The organism is Pseudomonas sp. GM21 (genome assembly GCF_000282215.1).
GTDB lineage: Bacteria > Pseudomonadota > Gammaproteobacteria > Pseudomonadales > Pseudomonadaceae > Aquipseudomonas.
Window position 1 is genome coordinate 73,470 of record NZ_AKJS01000010.1, and the last position, 21,900, is coordinate 95,369.

Below are 21,900 nucleotides of genomic sequence, written 5' to 3' on the forward strand. Positions count from 1 at the left end.
GCACCTGCCCAACGGCTGATTCAGTGACGAATCGGCCGCCGGGCTTTGACCTTTAACCGATTGCAGAGGGTTCTTGATGAAAATGCTTCCCCTACGTGCGGCCATTGCGGCCGCGTTGCTGAGTGTCGCTGTTGGCGTCGCGGCCAAACCCTTGGTGGTCTGCACCGAAGCCAGCCCGGAAGGCTTCGATATGGTCCAGTACACGACTGCAGTCACCGCCGATGCCGTGGCTGAAACCCTCTTCAATCGCCTGGCGGACTTCAAGCCCGGCACCACCGAGGTCATTCCAGCGCTGGCCGATTCCTGGGACATCAGTGAAGACGGTCTGACTTACACGTTCCACCTGCGCAAAGGCGTCAAGTTTCACACCACCGATTACTTCAAGCCGACCCGCGACATGAACGCCGACGACGTGGTCTGGAGTTTCCAGCGTCAGCTGGACCCGAACCACCCATGGCACAAACTGTCGAGCGTGGGCTTCCCGTACTTTGAAAGCATGGGCTTCAAGGAACTGCTCAAAAGCGTCGAGAAAGTCGACGACAACACCGTCAAATTCACCCTGACCCGTCGCGAAGCGCCGTTCCTGGCGGACATCGCCATGGCGTTCTCCTCGATCTACTCCGCCGAATATGCCGACCAGTTGCTTAAGACGAACAAGACCGGCGACCTGAACAACAAGCCCATCGGCACCGGCCCGTTCGTGTTCCAGCGGTACAACAAGGACGCCCAGGTTCGCTTCAAGGCCAACCCGGAGTATTTCCGTGGCAAACCACCCGCTGAAGCCTTGATTCTGGCGATTGCCACCGACAACAATGTGCGCCTGCAAAAACTCAAGGCCAACGAATGCCAGATCGCGCTGTATCCCAAGCCCGATGACATCCCGAGCATCAAGAAAGACACCAACCTCAAGGTTGATGAGCTGAACGCAATGACCGTTTCGTACATCGCGATGAACACCTCTCACAAATACATGAGCGATGTGCGCGTGCGAAAAGCCATCGACATGGCGTTCGACAAGGCCGCCTATGTCAATGCTTTGTTCGGCAAAGGCAATGCAACCGTGGCCGTCAACCCGTACCCTGACACCCTGCTGGGCTACAACCACACCCTGAAAAACCCGCCGCGTGATCTGGACAAGGCCCGCGCCCTGCTCAAGGAAGCCGGCGTACCGGAAGGGACCACGTTTACACTGTTCACCCGCAACGGCGGCGGGCCGACCAACCCCAACCCGATGCTCGGTGCGCAGATGATGCAGGCTGACCTGGCTCAGGTCGGGATCAAGGTCGATATTCGCGTCATGGAATGGGGCGAAATGCTCAAACGTGCGAAAAACGGCGAGCACGATATGGTTTCCGCCGGATGGGCGGGTGATAACGGCGACCCGGACAACTTCCTGACGCCTATGCTGAGTTGCGAAGCAGCCAGGAACGGCGAAAACTACGCGCGCTGGTGCAACGAGAAATTCCAGACGCTGATCGACGAAGCACGGGCTAAAGTGAATCCGGCGGAACGTGCCGCGCTCTACGAGCAAGCCCAGGAGGTTTTCAATCAGGACCAGCCATGGATCAGCATGGCCCACACCCGTATGTTTACTGCAATGCGCAACAACGTAGAGGGCTATCACATTAGCCCGCTCACCACTAATAACTTCGCCACCACCCAGGTGAAGTAGATAAGAAACTACCGGCATTCCTGACCCAGGAATGCCGGGCACGCCGAACCGGCTGATGAGGTACACCAGAAGATGTTTAGTTTTATTGCCCGCCGATTGGGGTTATTGATCCCCACGTTCTTCGGCATCACCTTGCTGACTTTCGCGTTGATTCGCATGATTCCCGGCGACCCCGTAGAAGTCATGATGGGCGAACGTCGAGTCGACCCCGAAATGCATGCTCAGGCAATGGAACGCCTTGGTCTGAACAAACCGCTGTATGCCCAATACCTGGACTACATCGGCAAGCTGGCCCACGGCGACCTTGGCGAATCGCTGCGTACCCGTGAAAGCGTGTGGACAGAATTCACTTCTCTATTCCCCGCGACCCTGGAACTGTCCATGGCCGCACTGCTGTTCGCCGGCATCCTGGGCCTCCTGGCCGGGGTGATTGCGGCACTCAAGCGAGGATCGCTGTTCGACCATGGGGTGATGGGCATCTCCCTGGCGGGCTACTCGATGCCGATCTTCTGGTGGGGCCTGATCCTGATCATGTTCTTCTCGGTGAGCCTGGGCTGGACTCCGGTGTCCGGGCGGATCGACCTGCTCTATGACATCGAGCCGCGCACCGGTTTCATGCTCATCGACACACTGCTGGCCGATGACGTCGGTGCATTCTTCGATGCCCTGCATCACTTGATCCTGCCAGCCATCGTGCTCGGCACCATCCCGCTGGCCGTTATTGCGCGGATGACCCGTTCGTCGATGCTCGAAGTACTGCGCGAGGATTACATCCGTACCGCCCGTGCCAAAGGCCTGTCGCCGTCGCGCGTGGTGTTCGTGCACGGTCTGCGTAACGCGCTGATTCCGGTACTGACCGTGGTCGGCCTGCAAGTCGGCACATTGCTGGCGGGCGCCGTTCTGACCGAAACCATCTTCTCGTGGCCCGGCATAGGCAAATGGCTGATCGAAGCCATTGGCGCCCGAGACTATCCAGTCGTGCAAAACGGCATCCTGTTAATCGCCTGCCTGGTGATCGTGGTCAATTTCGTCGTGGACATCCTCTACGGCTTTGCCAACCCACGCATCCGTCACCAGCGCTGAGATCATGACCATGACCACTCCAGCTTCAACTCAGAATCAAGCGGTAACAGTCGATCAAAGCCTGCTGTACCCGTCCCCGTACAAAGAATTCTGGCACGCGTTTTCGCGCAACAAAGGCGCCGTCGCCGGCCTGATGTTCATGTCACTGGTGATTTTCTGCGCGATCTTCGCGCCGTGGGTTGCCCCGCATAACCCGAGCGAGCAGTACCGTGACTTCCTGCTGACCCCGCCAGCCTGGCTGGAAGGTGGGCAGTTGCAGTTCCTGCTCGGCACCGATGAATTGGGTCGTGACCTGCTGTCGCGCCTGATTGCTGGTTCGCGCCTGTCGCTGATGATCGGTTTGTCGTCGGTGGTGATGTCGCTGATTCCGGGGATCCTGCTGGGTCTGTTCGCCGGTTTCTTTCCGCGCCTGCTCGGCCCGACCATCATGCGTCTGATGGACATCATGCTGGCCCTGCCGTCCCTGCTGCTGGCTGTGGCGATTGTCGCCATCCTCGGCCCTGGCCTGATCAACACCGTGATCGCCATCGCCGTGGTGTCCCTGCCGTCTTATGTTCGTCTGACTCGCGCCGCGGTGATGGGCGAACTGAACCGCGACTACGTGACCGCCGCGCGCCTGGCCGGTGCCACGTTGCCACGCCTGATGTTCATCACCGTGCTGCCTAACTGCATGGCGCCGCTGATCGTTCAGGCCACCTTGAGCTTCTCCTCGGCGATTCTCGATGCCGCCGCACTGGGCTTCCTCGGCCTTGGCGTACAACCGCCAACCCCTGAGTGGGGCACCATGCTGGCTTCGGCTCGCGACTACATCGAACGCGCCTGGTGGGTGGTAAGTCTGCCTGGTTTGACCATTTTGCTCAGCGTGCTGGCAATCAACTTGATGGGCGACGGCCTGCGCGATGCGCTGGACCCGAAACTCAAGAACGCCGCCTGAGGAGATTCAAATGTCACTGTTAGAAATCAAGAATCTCAACGTTCGTTTCGGCGACAAGAACGCCGTTCCGGTGGTCGACGGGCTCGACATTTCCGTGGACAAGGGCGAAGTCCTGGCCATCGTTGGCGAGTCGGGTTCCGGTAAATCCGTGACCATGATGGCGTTGATGGGCCTGATCGAACATCCGGGAATCGTCACGGCCGACGCCCTGAATTTCGACGGCAAGAACATGCTCAAGCTCAGCAACCGTCAGCGTCGGCAAATCGTCGGCAAAGACCTGGCCATGGTCTTCCAGGACCCGATGACCGCGCTGAACCCGAGCTATACCGTCGGTTTCCAGATCGAAGAAGTACTGCGCCTGCACCTGAAAATGTCCGGCAATGCCGCCCGCAAGCGTGCCATCGAGCTGCTGGAAAAAGTGGAAATCCCCGGCGCCGCGAGCCGTATGGACGCCTACCCGCACCAACTGTCTGGCGGCATGAGCCAGCGTGTGGCGATTGCCATGGCAATTGCCGGCGAACCGAAACTGCTGATCGCTGACGAACCGACCACCGCCCTGGACGTCACGATTCAGGCGCAGATCATGGACCTGCTGCTGGCGTTGCAGAAAGAGCAGAACATGGGCCTGGTGCTGATCACTCACGACCTCGCCGTCGTGGCCGAAACCGCCCAGCGCGTGTGCGTGATGTACGCAGGCCAAGCGGTTGAAGTCGGTCAAGTGCCACAGCTGTTCGACATTCCGGCGCACCCGTACAGCGAAGCCTTGCTCAAGGCGATTCCGGAACACAGCCTGGGCGCCACGCGTCTGGCCACGCTGCCGGGCATCGTTCCAGGTCGTTATGACCGTCCGCAGGGTTGCCTGCTGTCGCCACGTTGCCCGTACGTGCAAGACAGTTGCCGCGCACAGCGTCCAACCCTCGACCCGAAAAGCCACAGCCTCGCCCGCTGCTTCTACCCGCTGAATCAGGAGGTGGCGTAATGGCCGTCGTACTTACCGCCCGCGACCTGACCCGTCACTACGAAGTGTCCCGTGGCCTGTTCAAGGGGCATGCGACCGTACGCGCCCTGAACGGTGTGTCTTTCGAACTGGAAGCCGGCAAGACCCTCGCCGTTGTAGGCGAATCGGGTTGTGGCAAATCCACCCTCGCCCGAGCCCTGACGCTGATCGAAGAGCCGTCCTCCGGCTCCTTGAAAATCGCCGGCCAGGAAGTCGCCGGAGCCGACAAGGCCCAGCGCAAACAACTGCGCAAAGACGTGCAGATGGTGTTCCAGAGCCCCTACGCTTCGCTGAACCCTCGGCAAAAAGTCGGTGACCAGCTCGGCGAACCGCTGCTGATCAATACCAACCTGAGTGCCTCCGAACGTCGCGAGAAAGTGCAGGCGATGATGAAGCAGGTCGGCTTGCGTCCCGAGCACTACCAGCGTTATCCGCACATGTTTTCCGGCGGTCAGCGTCAGCGGATCGCCTTGGCCCGCGCGATGATGCTGCAACCGAAAGTGCTGGTCGCGGATGAGCCGACTTCGGCTTTGGACGTGTCGATTCAGGCGCAGGTGCTGAACCTGTTCATGGATTTGCAGCAAGAGTTCAACACCGCCTACGTGTTCATCTCCCACAACCTGGCAGTGGTGCAGCACGTTGCCGATGACGTGATGGTGATGTACCTCGGTCGCCCGGTGGAAATGGGGCCGAAGAACGACATCTACGAGCGTCCTCTGCACCCGTACACCCAGGCGCTGTTGTCGGCCACGCCGACCATTCACCCGGACCCGAACAAGCCCAAAATCAAGATCGTCGGCGAGTTGCCCAACCCGCTGAACCCACCGTCCGGCTGCGCATTCCACAAACGCTGCCCGTACGCGACCGAGCGTTGCAGCACTGAAGAGCCGGCCTTGCGCCTGCTCGACAGCCGCCAGGTGGCTTGCCATTACGCCGAGCAGTTCATCGACGGCGCGGCGTAAAAACTGTGGGAGTGAGCCGGCTCCGGTCGGCTAACTCCCACAGTGAAATGCGATCTGCTCAGTAACCCCTTCTACTTTGATTGCGTAACTATCGGAGCAGAGGGGGTTTTATTTTGTGGGGCCGTTACGACATGCTGTCACCTTCATCGTCGTCGGTGTCCGGCTCTTCAGTGGTCGAATCGTCATCGCCCTTGCTACCACCCTGATCTTGGTCCCCTGGCTCTGAGTCGGACTTGGCGATCATCAAGCTCGAATGTGCCACCTGCTCGCTCGACGCTTGTTTCTCATGGTCCGGGCACTCTGCCCATGCAGCCGACATCCCCACTGACAACATCACTAAAACCTTAAGCAACAGCACAATGCGTTGAAAAATGCTCATAGCCGAATCCATCCTTTTTGGGGGTGACGCTTGGGCGCCGGACTGACGCTAATTGAAATCTAGTTCCGATCAGCTAGGTTCTCCAGATAGGAGGCTAACGAGGCGGCAGAAATGCCATTGGCGGGGAGATTGGTTTTGAATAACCGCTATCTCGAATCGTTATTGTGATCGTTCCCACGCTCTGCGTGGTAACGCCTCAATGGACGCTCTGCGTCCGCTTCTGGGACGCGGAGCGTCCCGGGCGGCATTCCCACGCAGAGCGTGGGAACGATCTAACCGCGCTGAAAACAAAAAACCCCGCGGCTTTCGCAACGGGGTTTTCGGTGTTTCGACTCAACGCTTAGTGATGCTCACGGGTCGCACGGAATTTCACATCCGGCCAACGCTCTTCCATCAACGCCAGGTTGACCCGCGTCGGGGCCAGGTAGGTCAGGTGACCGCCGCCGTCGACTGCAAGGTTTTCCACGGCCTTGACCCGGAATTCCTCAAGCTTCTTCTTATCGTCGCAATCAATCCAGCGCGCGGAATAAACGGTGATCGGCTCGTAAGAGCACTCGACCTTGTATTCCTCTTTCAAGCGGCTCGCGACCACATCGAACTGCAGCACACCCACGGCGCCGAGAATGATGTCGTTGCTGCGCTCGGGGAAGAACACTTGCGTCGCGCCTTCTTCGGCCAGTTGCTGCAAGCCTTGACGCAGTTGCTTGGATTTCAGCGGATCACGCAGGCGCACGCGACGGAACAGTTCCGGGGCGAAGTGCGGGATACCGGTGAAGCCCAGGACTTCGCCTTCGGTGAAGGTGTCGCCGATCTGGATGGTGCCGTGGTTGTGCAAACCGATGATGTCGCCAGCAAACGCTTCTTCCAGTTGCTCACGCTCGGAGGAGAAGAAGGTCAGCGCGTCGCCGATCCGCACGTCTTTGCCGGTGCGCACGTGGCGCATTTTCATGCCTTTTTCGTACTTGCCGGAGCAGATACGCATAAAGGCGATGCGGTCGCGGTGCTTCGGGTCCATGTTCGCCTGGATCTTGAACACGAAGCCGGCGAATTTCTCTTCGACCGGTTCTACGGTGCGCTCGTTGGCAACACGGGCCAGCGGTTTCGGCGCCCAGTTGACCACGGCGTCGAGCACGTGATCGACACCGAAGTTACCCAATGCAGTACCGAAGAACACCGGGGTCAGTTGACCGTCGAGGAATTCCTGCTGGTTGAACTCGTGGCAGGCGCCCTGCACCAGTTCCAGCTGATCGACGAAGCGATCGTACTCGTCGCCCAAGTGCGCGCGGGCTTCATCGGAGTCGAGTTTCTCGATGATTTTCACATCGGTGCGCTCGTGGCCGTGGCCAGCGGTGTACACGATGATGTAGTCGTCGGCGAGGTGATAAACGCCCTTGAAATCGCGGTAGCAACCGATCGGCCAGGTGATCGGCGCTGCCTTGATCTTCAGGACCGCTTCGATTTCGTCGAGCAATTCGATCGGGTCGCGGATGTCACGGTCGAGTTTGTTGATGAAGCTGACAATCGGCGTGTCACGCAGACGGCAAACGTCCATCAGCGCGATGGTCCGTGGCTCTACACCCTTACCGCCGTCGAGCACCATCAAGGCCGAGTCCACCGCTGTCAGGGTGCGGTAGGTGTCTTCGGAGAAGTCTTCGTGGCCCGGGGTGTCGAGCAGGTTGATCATGTGATCGCGATACGGGAACTGCATGACCGACGTGGTAATGGAAATACCCCGTTGTTTTTCCATTTCCATCCAGTCGGAGGTGGCATGGCGGTCGGACTTGCGAGACTTCACCGTGCCCGCAATCGCAATCGCCTTGCCCATCAGCAAGAGCTTCTCGGTGATGGTGGTTTTACCGGCATCGGGGTGGGAAATAATGGCGAAAGTGCGGCGTTTCGCGACTTCGGCGGCCTGTTTGGTCATGGGAAATCGCCTGGCAGGTGATTCAAAAAAGGGCGGCGAGTATAGCTCAAAACATGACCTACGAACCACCGTTCGCCTGTAGCAGCTGCCGAGCCCGCGAGGCTGCGTTCGGCGGCGAAGCCGTCGTAAACCATACGCTGCGGTGTTTCAGACAGGTCCCGTGTAACGATCCGACGACTGCTGCGCAGCCGAACGCAGCCTCGCGGGCTCGGCAGCTGCTACACCGGCAAAACGAGATGCGGGGTGGCTATCTGCTGTTAATTATGGAACCTTTTAAAAGGTGCAGACGTCCACTCCCCTGTTACGGCACTCGTACCAGGGGCTGAAAAATCAGCAAGTTAGCCTGACGAGGCTGCGCTTATGGCTCGAACTCATGCGGTTTTACCGACATGAAGAGCTGCTTCTCGCGAACGTTGATTTTCCCGGCAGCCAGGAATGGACAGCCACACGGGACTGCGTTCGCCGACAAAGAAAAAAGGAGTCCGCCTGTGGCTATTCGCTATGGCAAAGGGCTAATAGGAGGTGCGGTTGTCGTCGCCCTTCTGGCCCTGCTGATCCACTGGATTGGCATCAACACGATCGAACATTACCGCGACGATTTGTTGTTTTACCTGCAAGCTCATCTGATTCTCGTCCTCGCTTCCATGCTGGCCGCCCTTGTTGTGGGCATCCCCGCCGGTATCTTCCTCAGTCGCCCGACCATGGTGGGACGCGCTGAACGCTTCATGCAGCTCTTCAACATCGGCAACACCGTGCCGCCTCTCGCCGTACTGGCCATCGCCCTGGGCATCCTCGGCATCGGCAGCGGCCCTGCGATCTTCGCCCTGTTCCTCGCCTCGCTGTTGCCGATTGTGCGCAACACCTATGAAGGCCTGAAAAACGTTCAGGGCTCGCTCAAAGAAGCGGCGGTCGGCATCGGCATGACCCCGACCCAAGTGCTGTGGCGAGTCGAACTGCCGAACGCCGTGCCGATCATTATCGGTGGCGTGCGTGTGGCACTGGCGATCAACGTCGGGACCGCACCGCTGGCGTTCCTGATCGGCGCCAACAGCCTGGGCAGCCTGATTTTCCCCGGCATCGCCCTGAACAATCAGCCGCAACTGCTGCTCGGCGCGGCTTGCACCGCCCTGCTGGCCTTGCTGCTCGATGGCTTGGTGACACTCGCCAGCCGCCTCTGGCTCGAACGCGGCTTGCGCCCGTCTTAAGCCTCGGCAAAGGAATCTTTATGAAGACATTTAGCTTTTTACTAGGCTGCGTCCTGCTATTCGCAGGATTTGCCCAAGCCGCTGAAAAACCGGTGATCCGCATCGGCGCCCGGGTGTTCACTGAACAAACCCTGCTGGCGGAAATCACCTCCCAATACCTGCGCACCAAGGGTTACGACACCCAGGTGACCGGTGGACTGGGCAGCAACCTGGCCCGCAGCGCCCAGGAAAGTGGCCAGCTGGATTTGATGTGGGAATACACCGGCGTGTCGTTGGTGGCATACAACCATGTCACCGACAAACTCGACAGCGCTCAGTCCTACGCCAAGGTGAAAGAACTCGACGCGAAAAAAGGCCTGGTCTGGCTCACCCCGTCGAAGTTCAGCAACACATACGCCCTGGCCCTGCCGGAAACCACCGCAAAGGCTTACCCGCAGATCAACACCATCAGCGAGCTGAACACGGTGTTGCAGGCAGAGCAGAAAGGCAATCATCTGGTCGCGCTGGATACCGAGTTCGCCAACCGCTCCGACGGTCTGGACGGCATGGTCGACCTGTACACCATGAACCTGACCCGCAACAACATCCGCCAGATGGACGCAGGGCTGGTCTACACCGCCCTGCGCAATGGCCAAGTGTTTGCCGGTCTGGTCTACACCACTGACGGGCGATTGAACGCCTTCAAGCTCAAACTGCTCGAAGACGACAAGCACTATTTCCCGGACTACACCGCCGCGCCGGTGGTGCGTCAGGTTTACCTCGATGCACATCCAAAACTGGCCGAAGAACTCAAACCGCTGGCCGAACTGTTCGATGACGCCACCATGCGCCAGCTCAACGCGCGGGTCGATGTCGATCACGAAAGCCCTTCATCCGTTGCCGCCGATTTCCTGCGCCAACACCCCATCAACTGAGGAGGAAAAGACATGGAATTTTTGAACGCCTTTTCCCATCTCGACTGGCCGTTGGTCCTGCATCTGACCTGGCAACACATCACCCTGGTCGGTATCGCCGTGACCCTGGCGATCCTGGTCGGCGTGCCGCTGGGCATTCTGATGACGCGCTTCCCGACGCTCGCAGGTCCCTTGCAGGCCAGCGCCACGGTGCTGCTGACCGTACCGTCGATTGCCCTGTTTGGCCTGCTGTTGCCGTTCTACTCCAAATTCGGCCAAGGCCTGGGCCCGATGCCGGCGATCACCGCCGTGTTTCTGTACTCGCTGCTGCCGATCATGCGTAACACCTACCTCGCCCTCACCGGCGTGGAACCGGGCATTCGCGAAGCCGCGCGCGGCATCGGCATGACCTTCGGCCAGCGCCTGCGCATGGTTGAACTGCCGATTGCCGTGCCCGTCATTCTGGCCGGTGTGCGCACCGCCGTGGTCATGAACATCGGGGTCATGACCATCGCCGCCACCATCGGCGCCGGTGGCCTCGGTGTCCTCATTCTCGCTTCCATCAGCCGCAGTGACATGTCGATGCTGATCGTCGGCGCCGTGCTGGTCAGTCTCCTTGCCATCTTCGCCGACCTGCTTCTGCAATGGCTGCAACGTACGCTGACCCCAAAAGGATTACTCAAATGATCGAACTTCAAAACCTCAGCAAGACCTTCCAAAGCAACGGCAAAGATGTCAAAGCCGTGGACTCGGTAAGCCTGACCGTCAATGAAGGCGAAATCTGTGTGTTCCTCGGGCCATCGGGCTGCGGCAAAAGCACCACGCTGAAGATGATCAATCGCCTGATCAGACCGACCTCGGGCAAGATCCTGATCAACGGCGAAGACACCACCGACCTCGACGAAGTGACCCTGCGCCGCAACATCGGCTACGTGATCCAGCAGATCGGTCTGTTCCCGAACATGACCATCGAGGAAAACATCACCATCGTTCCGCGCCTGCTGGGCTGGGACAAACAGAAATGCCACGACCGCGCCCGCGAGTTGATGAGCATGATCAAGCTGGAGCCCAAGCAATACCTCAATCGCTACCCGCGCGAGTTGTCCGGCGGTCAGCAGCAGCGGATCGGCGTGATTCGTGCACTGGCGGCGGATGCACCGCTGTTGCTGATGGACGAACCGTTCGGCGCGGTCGACCCGATCAACCGTGAAATGATCCAGAACGAGTTCTTCGAGATGCAGCGCGCGCTGAACAAGACTGTGATCATGGTCAGCCATGACATCGACGAAGCGATCAAGCTGGGCGACAAGATTGCGATCTTCCGCGCCGGCAAGCTGTTGCAGATCGATCACCCGGACACGCTGCTGGCGCACCCGGCGGATGATTTTGTCAGCAACTTCGTCGGCCAGGACAGCACGCTCAAGCGTCTGTTGCTGGTGAAAGCCGAGGATGCGGCGGACAACGCGCCGTCGGTGAGCCCGGAAACGCCGGTCGCTGAAGCGCTGGAGTTGATGGACGAGCTGGACCGTCGTTATGTGGTGGTCACCTGTGCTGACAACAAGGCATTGGGTTATGTGCGTCGTCGCGACCTGCACCGTCAGGCCGGGACTTGCGCGCAGTATCTGCGTGAGTTCAACGCTACCGCCGCGTACGACGAGCATTTGCGCATCCTGCTGTCGCGCATGTACGAGTTCAACCGCTCGTGGCTGCCGGTGTTGGATGCGGAGCGGGTGTTCCTGGGTGAGGTGACTCAGGAATCGATTGCCGAGTATCTAAGCTCCGGTAAGTCCCGTGGGGGCAAGACCAGCATTGTTTCGCCAGCGGAAGTTGCACTGGCCTGATCCCCTTACTGCTGATCGTTCCCACGCTCCGCGTGGGAATGCCTCCCCGGACGCTCTGCGTCCACCCTTTGAGACGCAGAGCGTCTCTTGATGCATTCCCACGCGGAGCGTGGGAACGATCATTTGAGGGAACATCACACTGTCATGCAGGTCGGTTACATCAGTAGCTGTCAGGGACCACACGACGGAACCGTGTAAAAACGCGACATTTTTTGTTGATCTCAAGCCCCTCACGCCCTAAAGTTCGCGCCGAACGTCCATGCTGGAAACGATCCATCCGGCTCAAGTACTGACGACGAGACAGCAAGGCCAAGGGAAAGCACCGCTTCCCATGGCCTTTTTGCTTTCGGCGACATGCCTTGGGAAGTAGGCGAACCAAAGTGGGGATACGGAGGACGTTCATTTGCACCCATTGTTAATTTCAGTTTGCCAGTAGGAGTTCCCAGCATGTCGATCAACGTCGAAGACTATTTCGCGCGCGATACCTTCAACAAAATGAAGGCCTTCGCCGACAAACAAGAAACCCCGTTCGTGGTGATCGACACCGCGATGATCAGCCAGGCCTATGACGACCTGCGCGCCGGTTTCGAATTCGCCAAGGTCTACTACGCGGTCAAGGCCAACCCGGCCGTCGAAATCATCGACCTGCTCAAAGAGAAAGGCTCGAACTTCGACATCGCGTCGATCTACGAGCTCGACAAAGTGATGAACCAGGGCGTCGGCCCGGATCGCATCAGCTACGGCAACACCATCAAGAAATCCAAAGACATTCGCTACTTCTACGACAAGGGCGTGCGACTGTACGCCACCGACTCCGAAGCCGACCTGCGCAACATCGCCAAGGCTGCACCGGGTTCGAAAGTCTACGTGCGCATCCTCACCGAAGGCTCGACCACCGCTGACTGGCCTTTGTCGCGCAAATTCGGCTGCCAGACCGACATGGCCATGGACCTGCTGATCCTCGCCCGTGACCTGGGCCTGGTGCCTTACGGCATCTCGTTCCACGTCGGCTCGCAACAGCGCGACATCAGCGTCTGGGACGCGGCAATCGCCAAGGTCAAAGTGATCTTCGAACGCCTGAAGGAAGAAGACGGCATTCACCTCAAGCTGATCAACATGGGCGGCGGCTTCCCGGCCAACTACATCACCCGCACCAACAGCCTGGAAACCTACGCTGAAGAAATCATCCGTTTCCTCAAGGAAGACTTCGGTGACGACCTGCCGGAAATCATTCTGGAGCCAGGCCGTTCGTTGATCGCCAACGCTGGCATCCTGGTCAGTGAAGTGGTGTTGGTTGCGCGTAAATCCCGTACCGCTGTAGAGCGTTGGGTGTACACGGACGTGGGCAAGTTCTCCGGCCTGATCGAAACCATGGACGAAGCCATCAAGTTCCCGATCTGGACCGAGAAGAAAGGCGAGATGGAAGAAGTGGTCATCGCCGGCCCGACCTGCGACAGCGCCGACATCATGTACGAAAACTACAAGTACGGCCTGCCGCTGAACCTGGCAATCGGTGATCGTTTGTACTGGTTGTCGACCGGTGCGTACACCACCAGCTACAGCGCCGTTGAATTCAATGGCTTCCCGCCGCTGAAGTCGTTTTACGTTTAAGGGCAGCTGCGAGTTTTAAGCTTCAAGCTGCAAGTAAAAGCCCATGACGTGTCATGGGCTTTTTTGTGTCTGCGTTAAAGAGGTGTCAGTTGCAGCTCTAGTTCGTCAATGCGCAAGGCATAGTTCACTGCCAACTCGCGGATTTGTGGATTCAAGGCATTCAACAACGACTTGATCGCGACTCGCAGGAAATTCAGATTTCCACCGGCCAACGCCTTATGCAACCAGGCCAGCGCCTCTTCAGTATTTCCCTCTTCGGCCAGCACAGCGGCATAACTGAACTGCCCGCGAAAATCCCCCCCGACTGCTGAACGTCGATACCAGTCGCGAGCTGCCGACAGATCCATCGGACAAATGTGCCCTTCTTCCAGATAACGCCCGAGCAGGTTCATTGATTTTGCGTGACCAAGTTCGGCAGCGCGGCGATAGAGATTCAGCGCTAGCTGCTGATCTTTAATCACTCCTCGTCCGGTCGCCAGCAGATTGGCATAGTTGTACATCGCCCAATCCAGCCCGGCGTCTGTTGCGACCCGATAATGCTGCGCGGCAATCGAGGCATCAGCGACGCAACCCCAGCCATGCTCATGACAACGCCCGAGCATGTTGCGCGCCATCAGGTGCCCGCCATTCGCGGCAATCGTGAACCAGCGTAATGCCAACGCCTGATCCTGTGCGATGCCGTTTCCGTCCAGCAGAATCTGCCCCAGCAAGGCCTGGGCATCGAGTACGCCCTCGCGAGCCGCCATCAAAATCGCCTGGGCTGCGCGCGCCGGGCTTTCCTCCAGCATGGCCTTGAGGGAATCACCGTCGAGGACTTCCTCGCGGCGCAGTTGATAACTCATACCTCGACCCAGCGGCGAAGCAAGTTGTGATAGGTGCCGGTGAGACGAATCAACGATGGATGATCCGGCATGTCCTGCGTCAACTGCTGGATCGCCCCGTCCATCTCGAACAGCAAGGCGCGTTGACTGTCTTCGCGCACCAGGCTTTGGGTCCAGAAGAACGAGGCGTAACGCGTGCCGCGTGTGACGGCGTTGACCTTGTGCAGGCTGGTGCCGGGATACAAGACCATGTCGCCCGCCGGCAACTTCACGCGCTGGGTGCCGAAGGTGTCCTGGATTTCCAGTTCACCGCCGTCGTAGTCCTCGGGCTCGCTGAAGAACAGCGTTGCCGAAAGATCGGTGCGCACCCGCTCGATGCTGCCCTTGGGCTGGCGCACCGCGTTATCGATATGAAAATCGAAACTGCCGCCGGCGGTGTAGCAGTTCAGCAATGGGGGAAAAACCTTGTGCGGTAACGCGGCTGACATGAACAGTGGATTTTTCCACAAGCGTTCGAGCATCGCCGCCCCCACTTCCTTGGCCAGTGGATGGCCTTCAGGCAGCTGTAGATTGTGCTTTGCCTTGGCCGACTGATAACCGGCGGTGATCTTGCCGTCCGACCAATCAGCCTGCTCCAGAGCCTCGCGAATGCGCTGCACTTCTTCTTTCGCGAACAAGCCGGGAATGTGCAACAGCATGGCAAAGACACCTGAGACCAAAGGGGCGCCAATGGTATTGATTCTTATTGCTCAAGTAAAACCCTCACGACGGACGAAACACCAAAAACCGTAAGGTTAAATTGTAAAGAATGTAAATTCTTCGCGAATAGTAACGTTTCGCAATTGATACAAATACGCGTCTACCCTATATTCCGCGGCCTCAAATCCTTGGGGAAGGGAATTCAAAATGTCGCGTCAACAACCACACGTACCGGTCAGCTCACCACGTCTGCTCGCATCGGCCATTGGCATGGCAATTACCGCCGGCTCTGCGGGTCACATGGTTTTCGCGGCGGAAAAAGCCGACGAAAAAGCACCGAGTAATGTGCTGTCGCTGGGCGCTACCGCCATCACTGGCGAGGCTCAGGACGAGACTTCCTACAACACGGAAAGAGCCTCCTCTTCCAAGTACACCGCACCGCTGGTCGATACGCCGCGTTCGATCACCGTCATTCCGCAACAAGTCATCAAGGACACGGGCGCCCTCAATATGCAGGACGCGCTGCGTACCGTTCCAGGCATCACTTTTGGTGCCGGTGAAGGTGGCAACCCCCAGGGCGACCGTCCGTTCATTCGCGGTTTCGACGCGCAGGGCGATACCTACCTGGACGGCGTGCGCGACACCGGTTCGCAGAGCCGCGAAATCTTCGCCGTCGAATCGATTGAAGTCAGCAAAGGCCCGAACTCGGCCATCGGTGGCCGTGGCGCTGCTGGCGGCAGCATCAACCTGGTGAGCAAAAAGGCTCATTTGGGCGACTCGTTTGATGGTGGTTTTACTTGGGGTTCGGACCAGACCCAGCGTTACACCATGGATGGCAACTATCAGTTGAATGACACCACCGCGGGCCGTCTGAACCTGTTGAGCCACGAAAGCAATGTCGCCGGCCGTGACAGCGTCGACTACGACCGCTGGGGCATCGCACCGTCGCTGGCTTTCGGCCTGGGCACCGACACCCGCGTCAACCTCGATTACTACCATCTGGAAAATAACGACACGCCGGATTCGGGCATTCCTTACTCCATTCCGGCCGCAGGTTCGGCTGCCCGGACCAAATCCAACCCGGACAAACCGGACGACGGCGGCGACAGCACAAACTTCTACGGCCTCAATGACCGTGACTTCCGCAAAGGCCGCACCGATATCTCGACCTTCGCCATCGCGCACGATCTGAATGACGCGATGACCGTCAAAAACACCTTGCGTCACGGTAGCAGCATGCAGGATTACATCCTGACCCAGCCGGACGACAGCAAGGGCAACGTCAACAATGGCACCGTCTGGCGTCGGGCTAACACCCGGGTCAGCAACACCGAGACCACGACCAACCAGACCGATCTGTTTGGTGATATCTACATCGCCGGGTTCAAGAACAGCTACTCCACCGGTGTCGAGTACACCCACGAGGAGAGCCAGAAATCCTCGTACAGTGTCAACACCGACACCACCCCGCGAACAGCGGCAGTGACTAACACCTGCAACCCGGCGTTGATCGGCGCGCCAAGCGGTTACAACTGCACCTCGCTGTCCAACCCGAACCCGAACGATCCATGGAACGGTGCGATTTCGCGTAACTACGCCGGCACCGACACCAAGGCCGACACGTACGCGATGTATGTGTTCGACACCCTGGAATTGTCCCAGCAGTGGCTGTTGAACATGGGCTTGCGCTACGACCATTTCGAAACCGACTACAAAACCTTCGATGGGTCCGGTGTGACCACTGCCAAAGACAAAGACACCAGTGAGTTTGTCACCGGGCAGTTCGGCGTCGTTTACAAACCGGCGGAAAACGGCAGCATCTATGCGTCCTACGCGACCTCGGCCATACCACCGGGCAACACCTTGAGCGAAGGCTCCGAAGGCAATCCTTTGGGCGGCGGCACCGTCAATAACGATTTGAAACCGGAAACCACCAAGAACTACGAAATCGGTACCAAGTGGGATCTGCTCAATGATCAGCTTTCGCTGACCGCCGACATCTTCCGCACCGAGAAAGAGAACGCACGCGTTCAAGTCAATACCAACACCTATGAAAACGCCGGCAAAACCCGCGTCCAGGGTATCGAACTGTCGGCCACCGGCAGGATCACCGATAAATGGCAAGTGTTCGCCGGTTACGCCTACATGGACAGCGAGCAAATCGACGGCGGCCCGGTAGGTGCAGTCAACGATGGCAACGAACTGCCTAACACACCGAAAAACAGCGCCAGCCTGTGGACGACCTATCAGGTCCTGCCAAGGCTGACGGTCGGTGGCGGTGCGTTCTATGTCGACGACGTATTCGGCAACGTGGCCAACACCACCATGGTTGAATCCTACGTTCGTTACGACGCGATGGCGGCCTACAAGCTGACCAAAAATATCGACCTGCAGCTGAACGTGCAGAACCTGACCAACGAAACGTATTACGACAAAGCCTTTTCGACCCACTTCGCCAATCAGGCGCCGGGCCGTACGGCATTGCTGAGCACCAACTTCCACTTCTGATCGAAGTGGCTGGCAATAACGCCAGGCCCCGTTCATCTACATGAACGGGGCTTTTGTGTGTAAAAAAGAATGCTTCTCGACAACCCACGGCATAATGCGCGCCGTGATGACACTTTCTGAACGAACAAGGCGAGCGACGTGTTGAAGAAAACCCTGTTCCAGTTGCACTGGTTTTTCGGCATCAGTGCCGGGCTGGTCCTGGCCCTGATGGGCATCACCGGGGCAACGGTATCGTTTCAGGATGAAATCCTGAGTGTGCTTAACCCATCCGTGTTGCAGGTCGAGAAGCAGGTTGCCGGCGTCCTGCCGCCCGTCGAACTGGTTGAGCGTATCGAAGCCGCGTCCGGAAAAAAAGTCTCGATGCTCTCCGTCGAGACCGACAGCGGCAATGCGGCCAAGGTGTTTTTCACCCCGCCACCGGGCCAACGCCGTGGCGAGATGCGCTACTTCGATCCGTACACCGCCGAGTTCATGGGCGACGCCACCGGCCAGGATTTCTTCGGCTTGATGCTGCAACTGCACCGCTTCCTTGCCATGGGCGACACCGGCCGCAACATCACCGGCGCGTGCACGCTGATTCTGGTGTTCTTTTGCTTGTCCGGCCTGTACCTGCGCTGGCCGCGCCAGTGGAAAAGCTGGCGTGCCTGGCTGACCCTGGACTGGAAGAAAAAGGGTCGCAGCTTCAACTGGGATTTGCACTCGATAGCCGGAACCTGGTGCCTGGTGTTTTACCTCCTGGCGGCGCTGACGGGGTTGTTCTGGTCGTATGAGTGGTACAACAAAGGCCTGACCCGTCTGCTGTCCGACGCACCGCAAAACGAGCGAGTTCGTGGTGGTCGCGGTCCTGCGCCGAGCGGTCCGCCACCAACCGCCGACTATTCGGCCATCTGGAGCAGCGTCTACAGCGCCGCAGGCCCGGAACTCAGCGCTTACAACGTCCGTATGCCGCCCGTAGCCGGCCAACCGGCGACTGTGTTCTACCTGCTGAAAACCTCCCCCCACGACCGTGCCCTGAACCAGATCACCCTCGATCCGGCGACCGGCATCGTCAGGCAGCACGATCGTTACAGCGACAAGAGCCTCAAGGCGCAATTGCTCACCAGCATCTACGCGCTGCACGTCGGCAACTACTTCGGCATGGTCGGGCGGATCCTCCTGATGATCAGCTCGCTGGCCATGCCGTTGTTTTTCGTCACGGGCTGGTTGCTGTACCTGGATCGCCGACGCAAGAAAAAACAGATCAAGAACGCACGCAAAGACCTCGCACAACCGGGCAGCGATGCACCCGCGTGGCTGATCGGTTTCGCCAGCCAAAGCGGTTTTGCCGAGCAACTGGCATGGCAGACAGCCGGACAATTGCAGTCCGCCGGACTGCCGGTGAAGGTGCAACCGCTGGCGAGTGTCAGCGAACAGGATTTACTGGATTCCAATAACGCGCTCTTCGTGGTCAGCACCTTCGGTGACGGCGAAGCGCCGGACAGTGCACGCGGGTTCGAACGCAAGGTGCTGGGTCGGGCATCGAGCCTGCAAAGCCTGAACTATGCAGTGCTGGGCCTCGGTGATCGCCAGTATCAACACTTCTGCGGCTTCGCCCGACGCTTGCACACCTGGCTGGGTGAGCATGGCGGCAAGACTTTGTTCGCGCCGGTAGAAGTCGACAGCGGCGACCCGTACGCCTTGCGTCACTGGCAGCACCAACTGGGTCTGTTGACCGGACAGACACCGGTCGACACCTGGCAAGCACCGAGCTACGACAACTGGACACTGGTCAGCCGCGAATTAATGAACCCGGACAGCATCGGTTCTCCGGTGTACTTGCTGGGCCTCTGCGCCCCCTCCACCAGCAGTTGGCTGGCCGGTGATCTGGTGGAAGTGCTGCCGCGTAATTGCCCGTGGGTCATCGAGCACTTCCTCGATGGCCTGGGCATCGACGGTCGTGCCACTGTTGAGTTTGATGGCTTGTCACAACCTCTGGAACAAGCGCTCGCCACGCGCCAACTGCCTGAGAACAGAGCCCATCTGGTCGGCCTGCACGCTCAGGCATTGCTCAATGCACTGGTGCCGTTGGCCATGCGCGAATACTCCATCGCCTCGATTGCTGCTGATGGCGTGCTGGAGTTGATCGTGCGTCAGGAAATGCACGCCGACGGCAGCCTGGGTATCGGCTCCGGATGGCTGACGGAACACGCGCCCGTGGGTGGTTCCATCAGCCTGCGCGTGCGGCGCAACAGTGGCTTCCATCTGCCGGCCGAACCGGTACCGATGATCCTGCTGGGCAACGGTACCGGCCTGGCCGGACTGCGCAGTTTGCTCAAGGCGCGGATTGCCGATGGGCAACAACGGCATTGGCTGCTGTTTGGAGAACGTCATCGGGAACACGATTACCTGTGCCGCGATGAGTTGGAAGAGTGGTTGATTTCAGGCGACCTGGAGCGGCTCGACCTGGCGTTCTCGCGGGATCAGGCCGAAAAGATCTATGTGCAGGATCGCCTGCGTGAGTCAGCCGATGAGTTGAAGAAATGGCTGGCCGATGGCGCCGTCATTTACATCTGCGGCAGCTTGCAAGGGATGGCGTCGGGCGTGGATCACGTGCTCAACGAGGTGCTCGGGATTGCTGAGGTAGATCGGCTGATCGAACAGGGTCGCTACCGCCGCGACGTCTACTGACGATACCAATCCCCTGTGCGAGCGAGCTTTGTCGCGATGACGGTTTAACATTCAACACATTGTTGGCTGTTATACCGCAATCGCGAGCAAGCTCGCTCCCACATTGGTTCAGTGGCGAACCTAAAATGAGCGCAGCCCTCTCAGACCGGCTGCACCTTCTGCTCAAACACTGACACCCCATCCAGATCCCGCAACACCACCCTCATCTCCCCTGTCTGCCCGTCAATATTCACCTCGCCAAAAAACTGAAACCCGGCAAACGGCGAGGCGTTGTGCGTCGGCGATGCCTTCTCGAAAATCACCTCAGGGCCGAATGTCTTATCCAGCCGATCCGGCCCAAAACTCCCTGCGTTCAAAGGCCCGGCGACGAACTCCCAGAACGGATCAAAGTCCTGAAACGCGGCATGATCCGGGTGGTAATGATGCGCCGCGCAGTAGTGGACTTCCGCCGTCAAAAACACAAAGTTGCGCACCTGCTGCGCCCGCAAGAATCCTAACAACTCAGCGATTTCCAGCTCCCGCCCCTGCGCCGGTCCCGGGTCACCATTGGCCACCGCTTCCCACCGTGTCACGCCGGGGCTGACCTCACCGTCGGGCGCGCCAAGACCAATCGACATGTCGGCGGCGATGACTTTCCACTGCGCTTGCGAGCCATTCATTTCCTGCTTGAGCCAGTCCAGTTGCTCACGCCCGAGAAAGGGTTTTGCAGCGCCGAGGTTGTCATCGTTGGCGCCGCGATAACTGCGCATATCGAGCACAAACACATCGAGCAGCGGCCCATAGCCGAGCTTGCGATAAATCCGCCCGCCATTGTCGGCACTCTGCAAGCGCATGGGTGCGTATTCGAGCCAGGCCTGACGTCCGCGTCCGACCAGGTCGGGGATATCTTTCCCCTGATAGCGCACATCCAGTGGCTTGCCCGGCGACCAGTTGTTCACCACTTCATGGTCGTCCCATTGCCAGATCTGTGGGACCTCGGCGTTGAAGCGGCGGATGTTTTCATCCATCAGGTTGTAGCGGTAGTTACCGCGAAAATCGTCGAGGCTTTGCGCGACGTTGCTCTTGGCTTCGCTGGTGATATTGCGCCACACCCGGCCACTTTCGGTGGTCAGTTGCGCGGGTATGGGGCCGTCGGCATAGATGGTGTCGCCGCTGTGGATAAAAAAGTCCGGCAGGCGCAACCGCATGGCTTCGTAGATGCGCATGCCACCGATATCCGGGTTGATACCAAAGCCCTGGCCGGCGGTGTCGCCGCTCCAGACAAAACGAATGTCACGGCGGGTTTGCGGCACGCTGCGCAAATGGCCGAACCAGGGTTCGCTGGCGACACCGCTTTGGGCGTCTTCGAAGGACACGCGATAGAAAATCGCCTGATCGGCGGGCAGCCCGGTGAGCTCCACCCGCGCGGTGAAATCGCTGCGGGCATCAGCCAATGGCGAGACCAATCGGCGCGGGTTGCTGAACAGACTGCGGGTATCCCATTCCACCACCATCCGCGCCGGACGGTCGCAGCGGCTCCAGATCATCGCCCGGTCACCCAGCACGTCGCCGGACTGCACGCCATCGGTGAGTTGCGGACGATCCCTGACCGAAGCGATCACGGCCGGCGCAAGCCCCGGTAACAGTAGCCCCGCGCCCACCGCCTGGATGACAAGACGGCGACCGGGGTCGAATTCGCTCATGGTGTTCTCCCTGAAAAGGAAA

17 protein-coding genes are annotated in these 21,900 nt (G+C 59.1%); 12 read left to right on the forward strand and 5 right to left on the reverse strand.

Going from position 1 to position 21,900, the window contains the following annotated elements; genetic code table 11:
* The first annotated feature begins 76 nt into the window (after window positions 1-76).
* The 5 genes from PMI22_RS26820 to PMI22_RS26800 all read left to right on the forward strand — a co-directional run bounded on the left by PMI22_RS26820 (window position 77) and on the right by PMI22_RS26800 (window position 5,648).
* Window positions 77-1,672: an ABC transporter substrate-binding protein gene (locus PMI22_RS26820; protein WP_007942801.1), complete on the forward strand. Its 1,596-nt coding sequence runs from the start codon at window positions 77-79 to the stop codon at window positions 1,670-1,672.
* A 72-nt stretch (window positions 1,673-1,744) separates the two neighbouring features.
* Window positions 1,745-2,755, forward strand: coding sequence for an ABC transporter permease subunit (locus PMI22_RS26815; protein WP_007942802.1), 1,011 nt, complete (start codon window positions 1,745-1,747; stop codon window positions 2,753-2,755).
* 10 nt (window positions 2,756-2,765) lie between these two features.
* Window positions 2,766-3,689: an ABC transporter permease subunit gene (locus PMI22_RS26810; protein ID WP_007942803.1), complete on the forward strand. Its 924-nt coding sequence runs from the start codon at window positions 2,766-2,768 to the stop codon at window positions 3,687-3,689.
* 10 nt (window positions 3,690-3,699) lie between these two features.
* Window positions 3,700-4,668 carry an ABC transporter ATP-binding protein gene (locus PMI22_RS26805; RefSeq protein ID WP_007942804.1) on the forward strand — a complete coding sequence of 323 codons (969 nt, stop codon included), beginning with the start codon at window positions 3,700-3,702 and terminating at the stop codon, window positions 4,666-4,668.
* Entirely contained in the window at window positions 4,668-5,648 is a 981-nt protein-coding gene (locus PMI22_RS26800; protein WP_007942806.1) for a peptide ABC transporter ATP-binding protein, read from the forward strand. The genes PMI22_RS26805 and PMI22_RS26800 overlap by 1 nt, the downstream gene beginning before the upstream one ends.
* Before the next feature lie 124 nt (window positions 5,649-5,772).
* Here PMI22_RS26800 and PMI22_RS26795 read toward each other — a convergent pair whose 3' ends face one another.
* Window positions 5,773-6,027, reverse strand: coding sequence for a hypothetical protein (locus PMI22_RS26795; RefSeq protein ID WP_007942807.1), 255 nt, complete (start codon window positions 6,025-6,027; stop codon window positions 5,773-5,775).
* 340 nt (window positions 6,028-6,367) lie between these two features.
* Window positions 6,368-7,951: a peptide chain release factor 3 gene (locus PMI22_RS26790; protein WP_007942808.1), complete on the reverse strand. Its 1,584-nt coding sequence runs from the start codon at window positions 7,949-7,951 to the stop codon at window positions 6,368-6,370.
* A 488-nt stretch (window positions 7,952-8,439) separates the two neighbouring features.
* On the opposite strand from PMI22_RS26790, the gene PMI22_RS26785 reads away from it, so the two are divergent.
* The 5 genes from PMI22_RS26785 to PMI22_RS26765 all read left to right on the forward strand — a co-directional run bounded on the left by PMI22_RS26785 (window position 8,440) and on the right by PMI22_RS26765 (window position 13,501).
* Complete coding sequence (locus tag PMI22_RS26785) at window positions 8,440-9,156, forward strand: ABC transporter permease (RefSeq protein WP_007942810.1); 717 nt, start codon at window positions 8,440-8,442, stop codon at window positions 9,154-9,156.
* 20 nt (window positions 9,157-9,176) lie between these two features.
* On the forward strand, window positions 9,177-10,070 hold the full coding sequence (locus PMI22_RS26780) for a glycine betaine ABC transporter substrate-binding protein (RefSeq protein WP_007942811.1): 894 nt from the start codon (window positions 9,177-9,179) through the stop codon (window positions 10,068-10,070).
* Between the two features lie 12 nt (window positions 10,071-10,082).
* On the forward strand, window positions 10,083-10,736 hold the full coding sequence (locus PMI22_RS26775; protein ID WP_007942812.1) for an ABC transporter permease: 654 nt from the start codon (window positions 10,083-10,085) through the stop codon (window positions 10,734-10,736).
* Window positions 10,733-11,890: an osmoprotectant ABC transporter ATP-binding protein OsmV gene (locus PMI22_RS26770; RefSeq protein ID WP_007942813.1), complete on the forward strand. Its 1,158-nt coding sequence runs from the start codon at window positions 10,733-10,735 to the stop codon at window positions 11,888-11,890. Before PMI22_RS26775 ends, PMI22_RS26770 begins: the two co-directional genes overlap by 4 nt.
* 447 nt (window positions 11,891-12,337) lie before the next feature.
* Window positions 12,338-13,501 carry a type III PLP-dependent enzyme gene (locus PMI22_RS26765; RefSeq protein ID WP_007942814.1) on the forward strand — a complete coding sequence of 388 codons (1,164 nt, stop codon included), beginning with the start codon at window positions 12,338-12,340 and terminating at the stop codon, window positions 13,499-13,501.
* Window positions 13,502-13,575: 74 nt separating this feature from the next.
* Here the strand turns inward: PMI22_RS26765 and PMI22_RS26760 are convergent, their stop codons facing one another.
* The gene (locus tag PMI22_RS26760; protein WP_007942815.1) at window positions 13,576-14,343 is read right to left on the reverse strand and encodes a tetratricopeptide repeat protein; all 768 of its coding nucleotides are present in this window, start codon (window positions 14,341-14,343) and stop codon (window positions 13,576-13,578) included.
* Window positions 14,340-15,020, reverse strand: coding sequence for a Fe2+-dependent dioxygenase (locus PMI22_RS26755; RefSeq protein ID WP_007942816.1), 681 nt, complete (start codon window positions 15,018-15,020; stop codon window positions 14,340-14,342). The genes PMI22_RS26760 and PMI22_RS26755 overlap by 4 nt, the downstream gene beginning before the upstream one ends.
* 208 nt (window positions 15,021-15,228) lie before the next feature.
* Between PMI22_RS26755 and PMI22_RS26750 the strand changes: the two genes are divergently transcribed.
* On the forward strand, window positions 15,229-17,529 hold the full coding sequence (locus PMI22_RS26750; protein WP_007942817.1) for a TonB-dependent receptor: 2,301 nt from the start codon (window positions 15,229-15,231) through the stop codon (window positions 17,527-17,529).
* 138 nt (window positions 17,530-17,667) lie between these two features.
* Window positions 17,668-20,196 (forward strand): PepSY domain-containing protein, encoded by a 2,529-nt coding sequence (locus PMI22_RS26745; RefSeq protein ID WP_007942819.1) that lies wholly within the window; start codon window positions 17,668-17,670, stop codon window positions 20,194-20,196.
* A 140-nt stretch (window positions 20,197-20,336) separates the two neighbouring features.
* On the opposite strand, the gene PMI22_RS26740 is transcribed toward PMI22_RS26745, so the two are convergent.
* Window positions 20,337-21,878, reverse strand: a complete 1,542-nt coding sequence (locus PMI22_RS26740) for an alkaline phosphatase D family protein (RefSeq protein WP_007942820.1) — start codon at window positions 21,876-21,878, stop codon at window positions 20,337-20,339.
* Window positions 21,879-21,900: the final 22 nt, after the last annotated feature.

What these genes read in the sequence shown, in the direction of transcription:
- PMI22_RS26820 (WP_007942801.1), top strand. Translation starts at nt 77, where the DNA reads ATGAAAATGCTTCCCCTACGTGCGGCCATTGCGGCCGCGTTGCTGAGT.
- PMI22_RS26815 (WP_007942802.1), top strand. Translation starts at nt 1,745, where the DNA reads ATGTTTAGTTTTATTGCCCGCCGATTGGGGTTATTGATCCCCACGTTC.
- PMI22_RS26810 (WP_007942803.1), top strand. Translation starts at nt 2,766, where the DNA reads ATGACCACTCCAGCTTCAACTCAGAATCAAGCGGTAACAGTCGATCAA.
- PMI22_RS26805 (WP_007942804.1), top strand. Translation starts at nt 3,700, where the DNA reads ATGTCACTGTTAGAAATCAAGAATCTCAACGTTCGTTTCGGCGACAAG.
- PMI22_RS26800 (WP_007942806.1), top strand. Translation starts at nt 4,668, where the DNA reads ATGGCCGTCGTACTTACCGCCCGCGACCTGACCCGTCACTACGAAGTG.
- PMI22_RS26795 (WP_007942807.1), bottom strand. Translation starts at nt 6,027, where the DNA reads ATGAGCATTTTTCAACGCATTGTGCTGTTGCTTAAGGTTTTAGTGATG.
- PMI22_RS26790 (WP_007942808.1), bottom strand. Translation starts at nt 7,951, where the DNA reads ATGACCAAACAGGCCGCCGAAGTCGCGAAACGCCGCACTTTCGCCATT.
- PMI22_RS26780 (WP_007942811.1), top strand. Translation starts at nt 9,177, where the DNA reads ATGAAGACATTTAGCTTTTTACTAGGCTGCGTCCTGCTATTCGCAGGA.
- PMI22_RS26775 (WP_007942812.1), top strand. Translation starts at nt 10,083, where the DNA reads ATGGAATTTTTGAACGCCTTTTCCCATCTCGACTGGCCGTTGGTCCTG.
- PMI22_RS26770 (WP_007942813.1), top strand. Translation starts at nt 10,733, where the DNA reads ATGATCGAACTTCAAAACCTCAGCAAGACCTTCCAAAGCAACGGCAAA.
- PMI22_RS26765 (WP_007942814.1), top strand. Translation starts at nt 12,338, where the DNA reads ATGTCGATCAACGTCGAAGACTATTTCGCGCGCGATACCTTCAACAAA.
- PMI22_RS26760 (WP_007942815.1), bottom strand. Translation starts at nt 14,343, where the DNA reads ATGAGTTATCAACTGCGCCGCGAGGAAGTCCTCGACGGTGATTCCCTC.
- PMI22_RS26755 (WP_007942816.1), bottom strand. Translation starts at nt 15,020, where the DNA reads ATGCTGTTGCACATTCCCGGCTTGTTCGCGAAAGAAGAAGTGCAGCGC.
- PMI22_RS26750 (WP_007942817.1), top strand. Translation starts at nt 15,229, where the DNA reads ATGTCGCGTCAACAACCACACGTACCGGTCAGCTCACCACGTCTGCTC.
- PMI22_RS26740 (WP_007942820.1), bottom strand. Translation starts at nt 21,878, where the DNA reads ATGAGCGAATTCGACCCCGGTCGCCGTCTTGTCATCCAGGCGGTGGGC.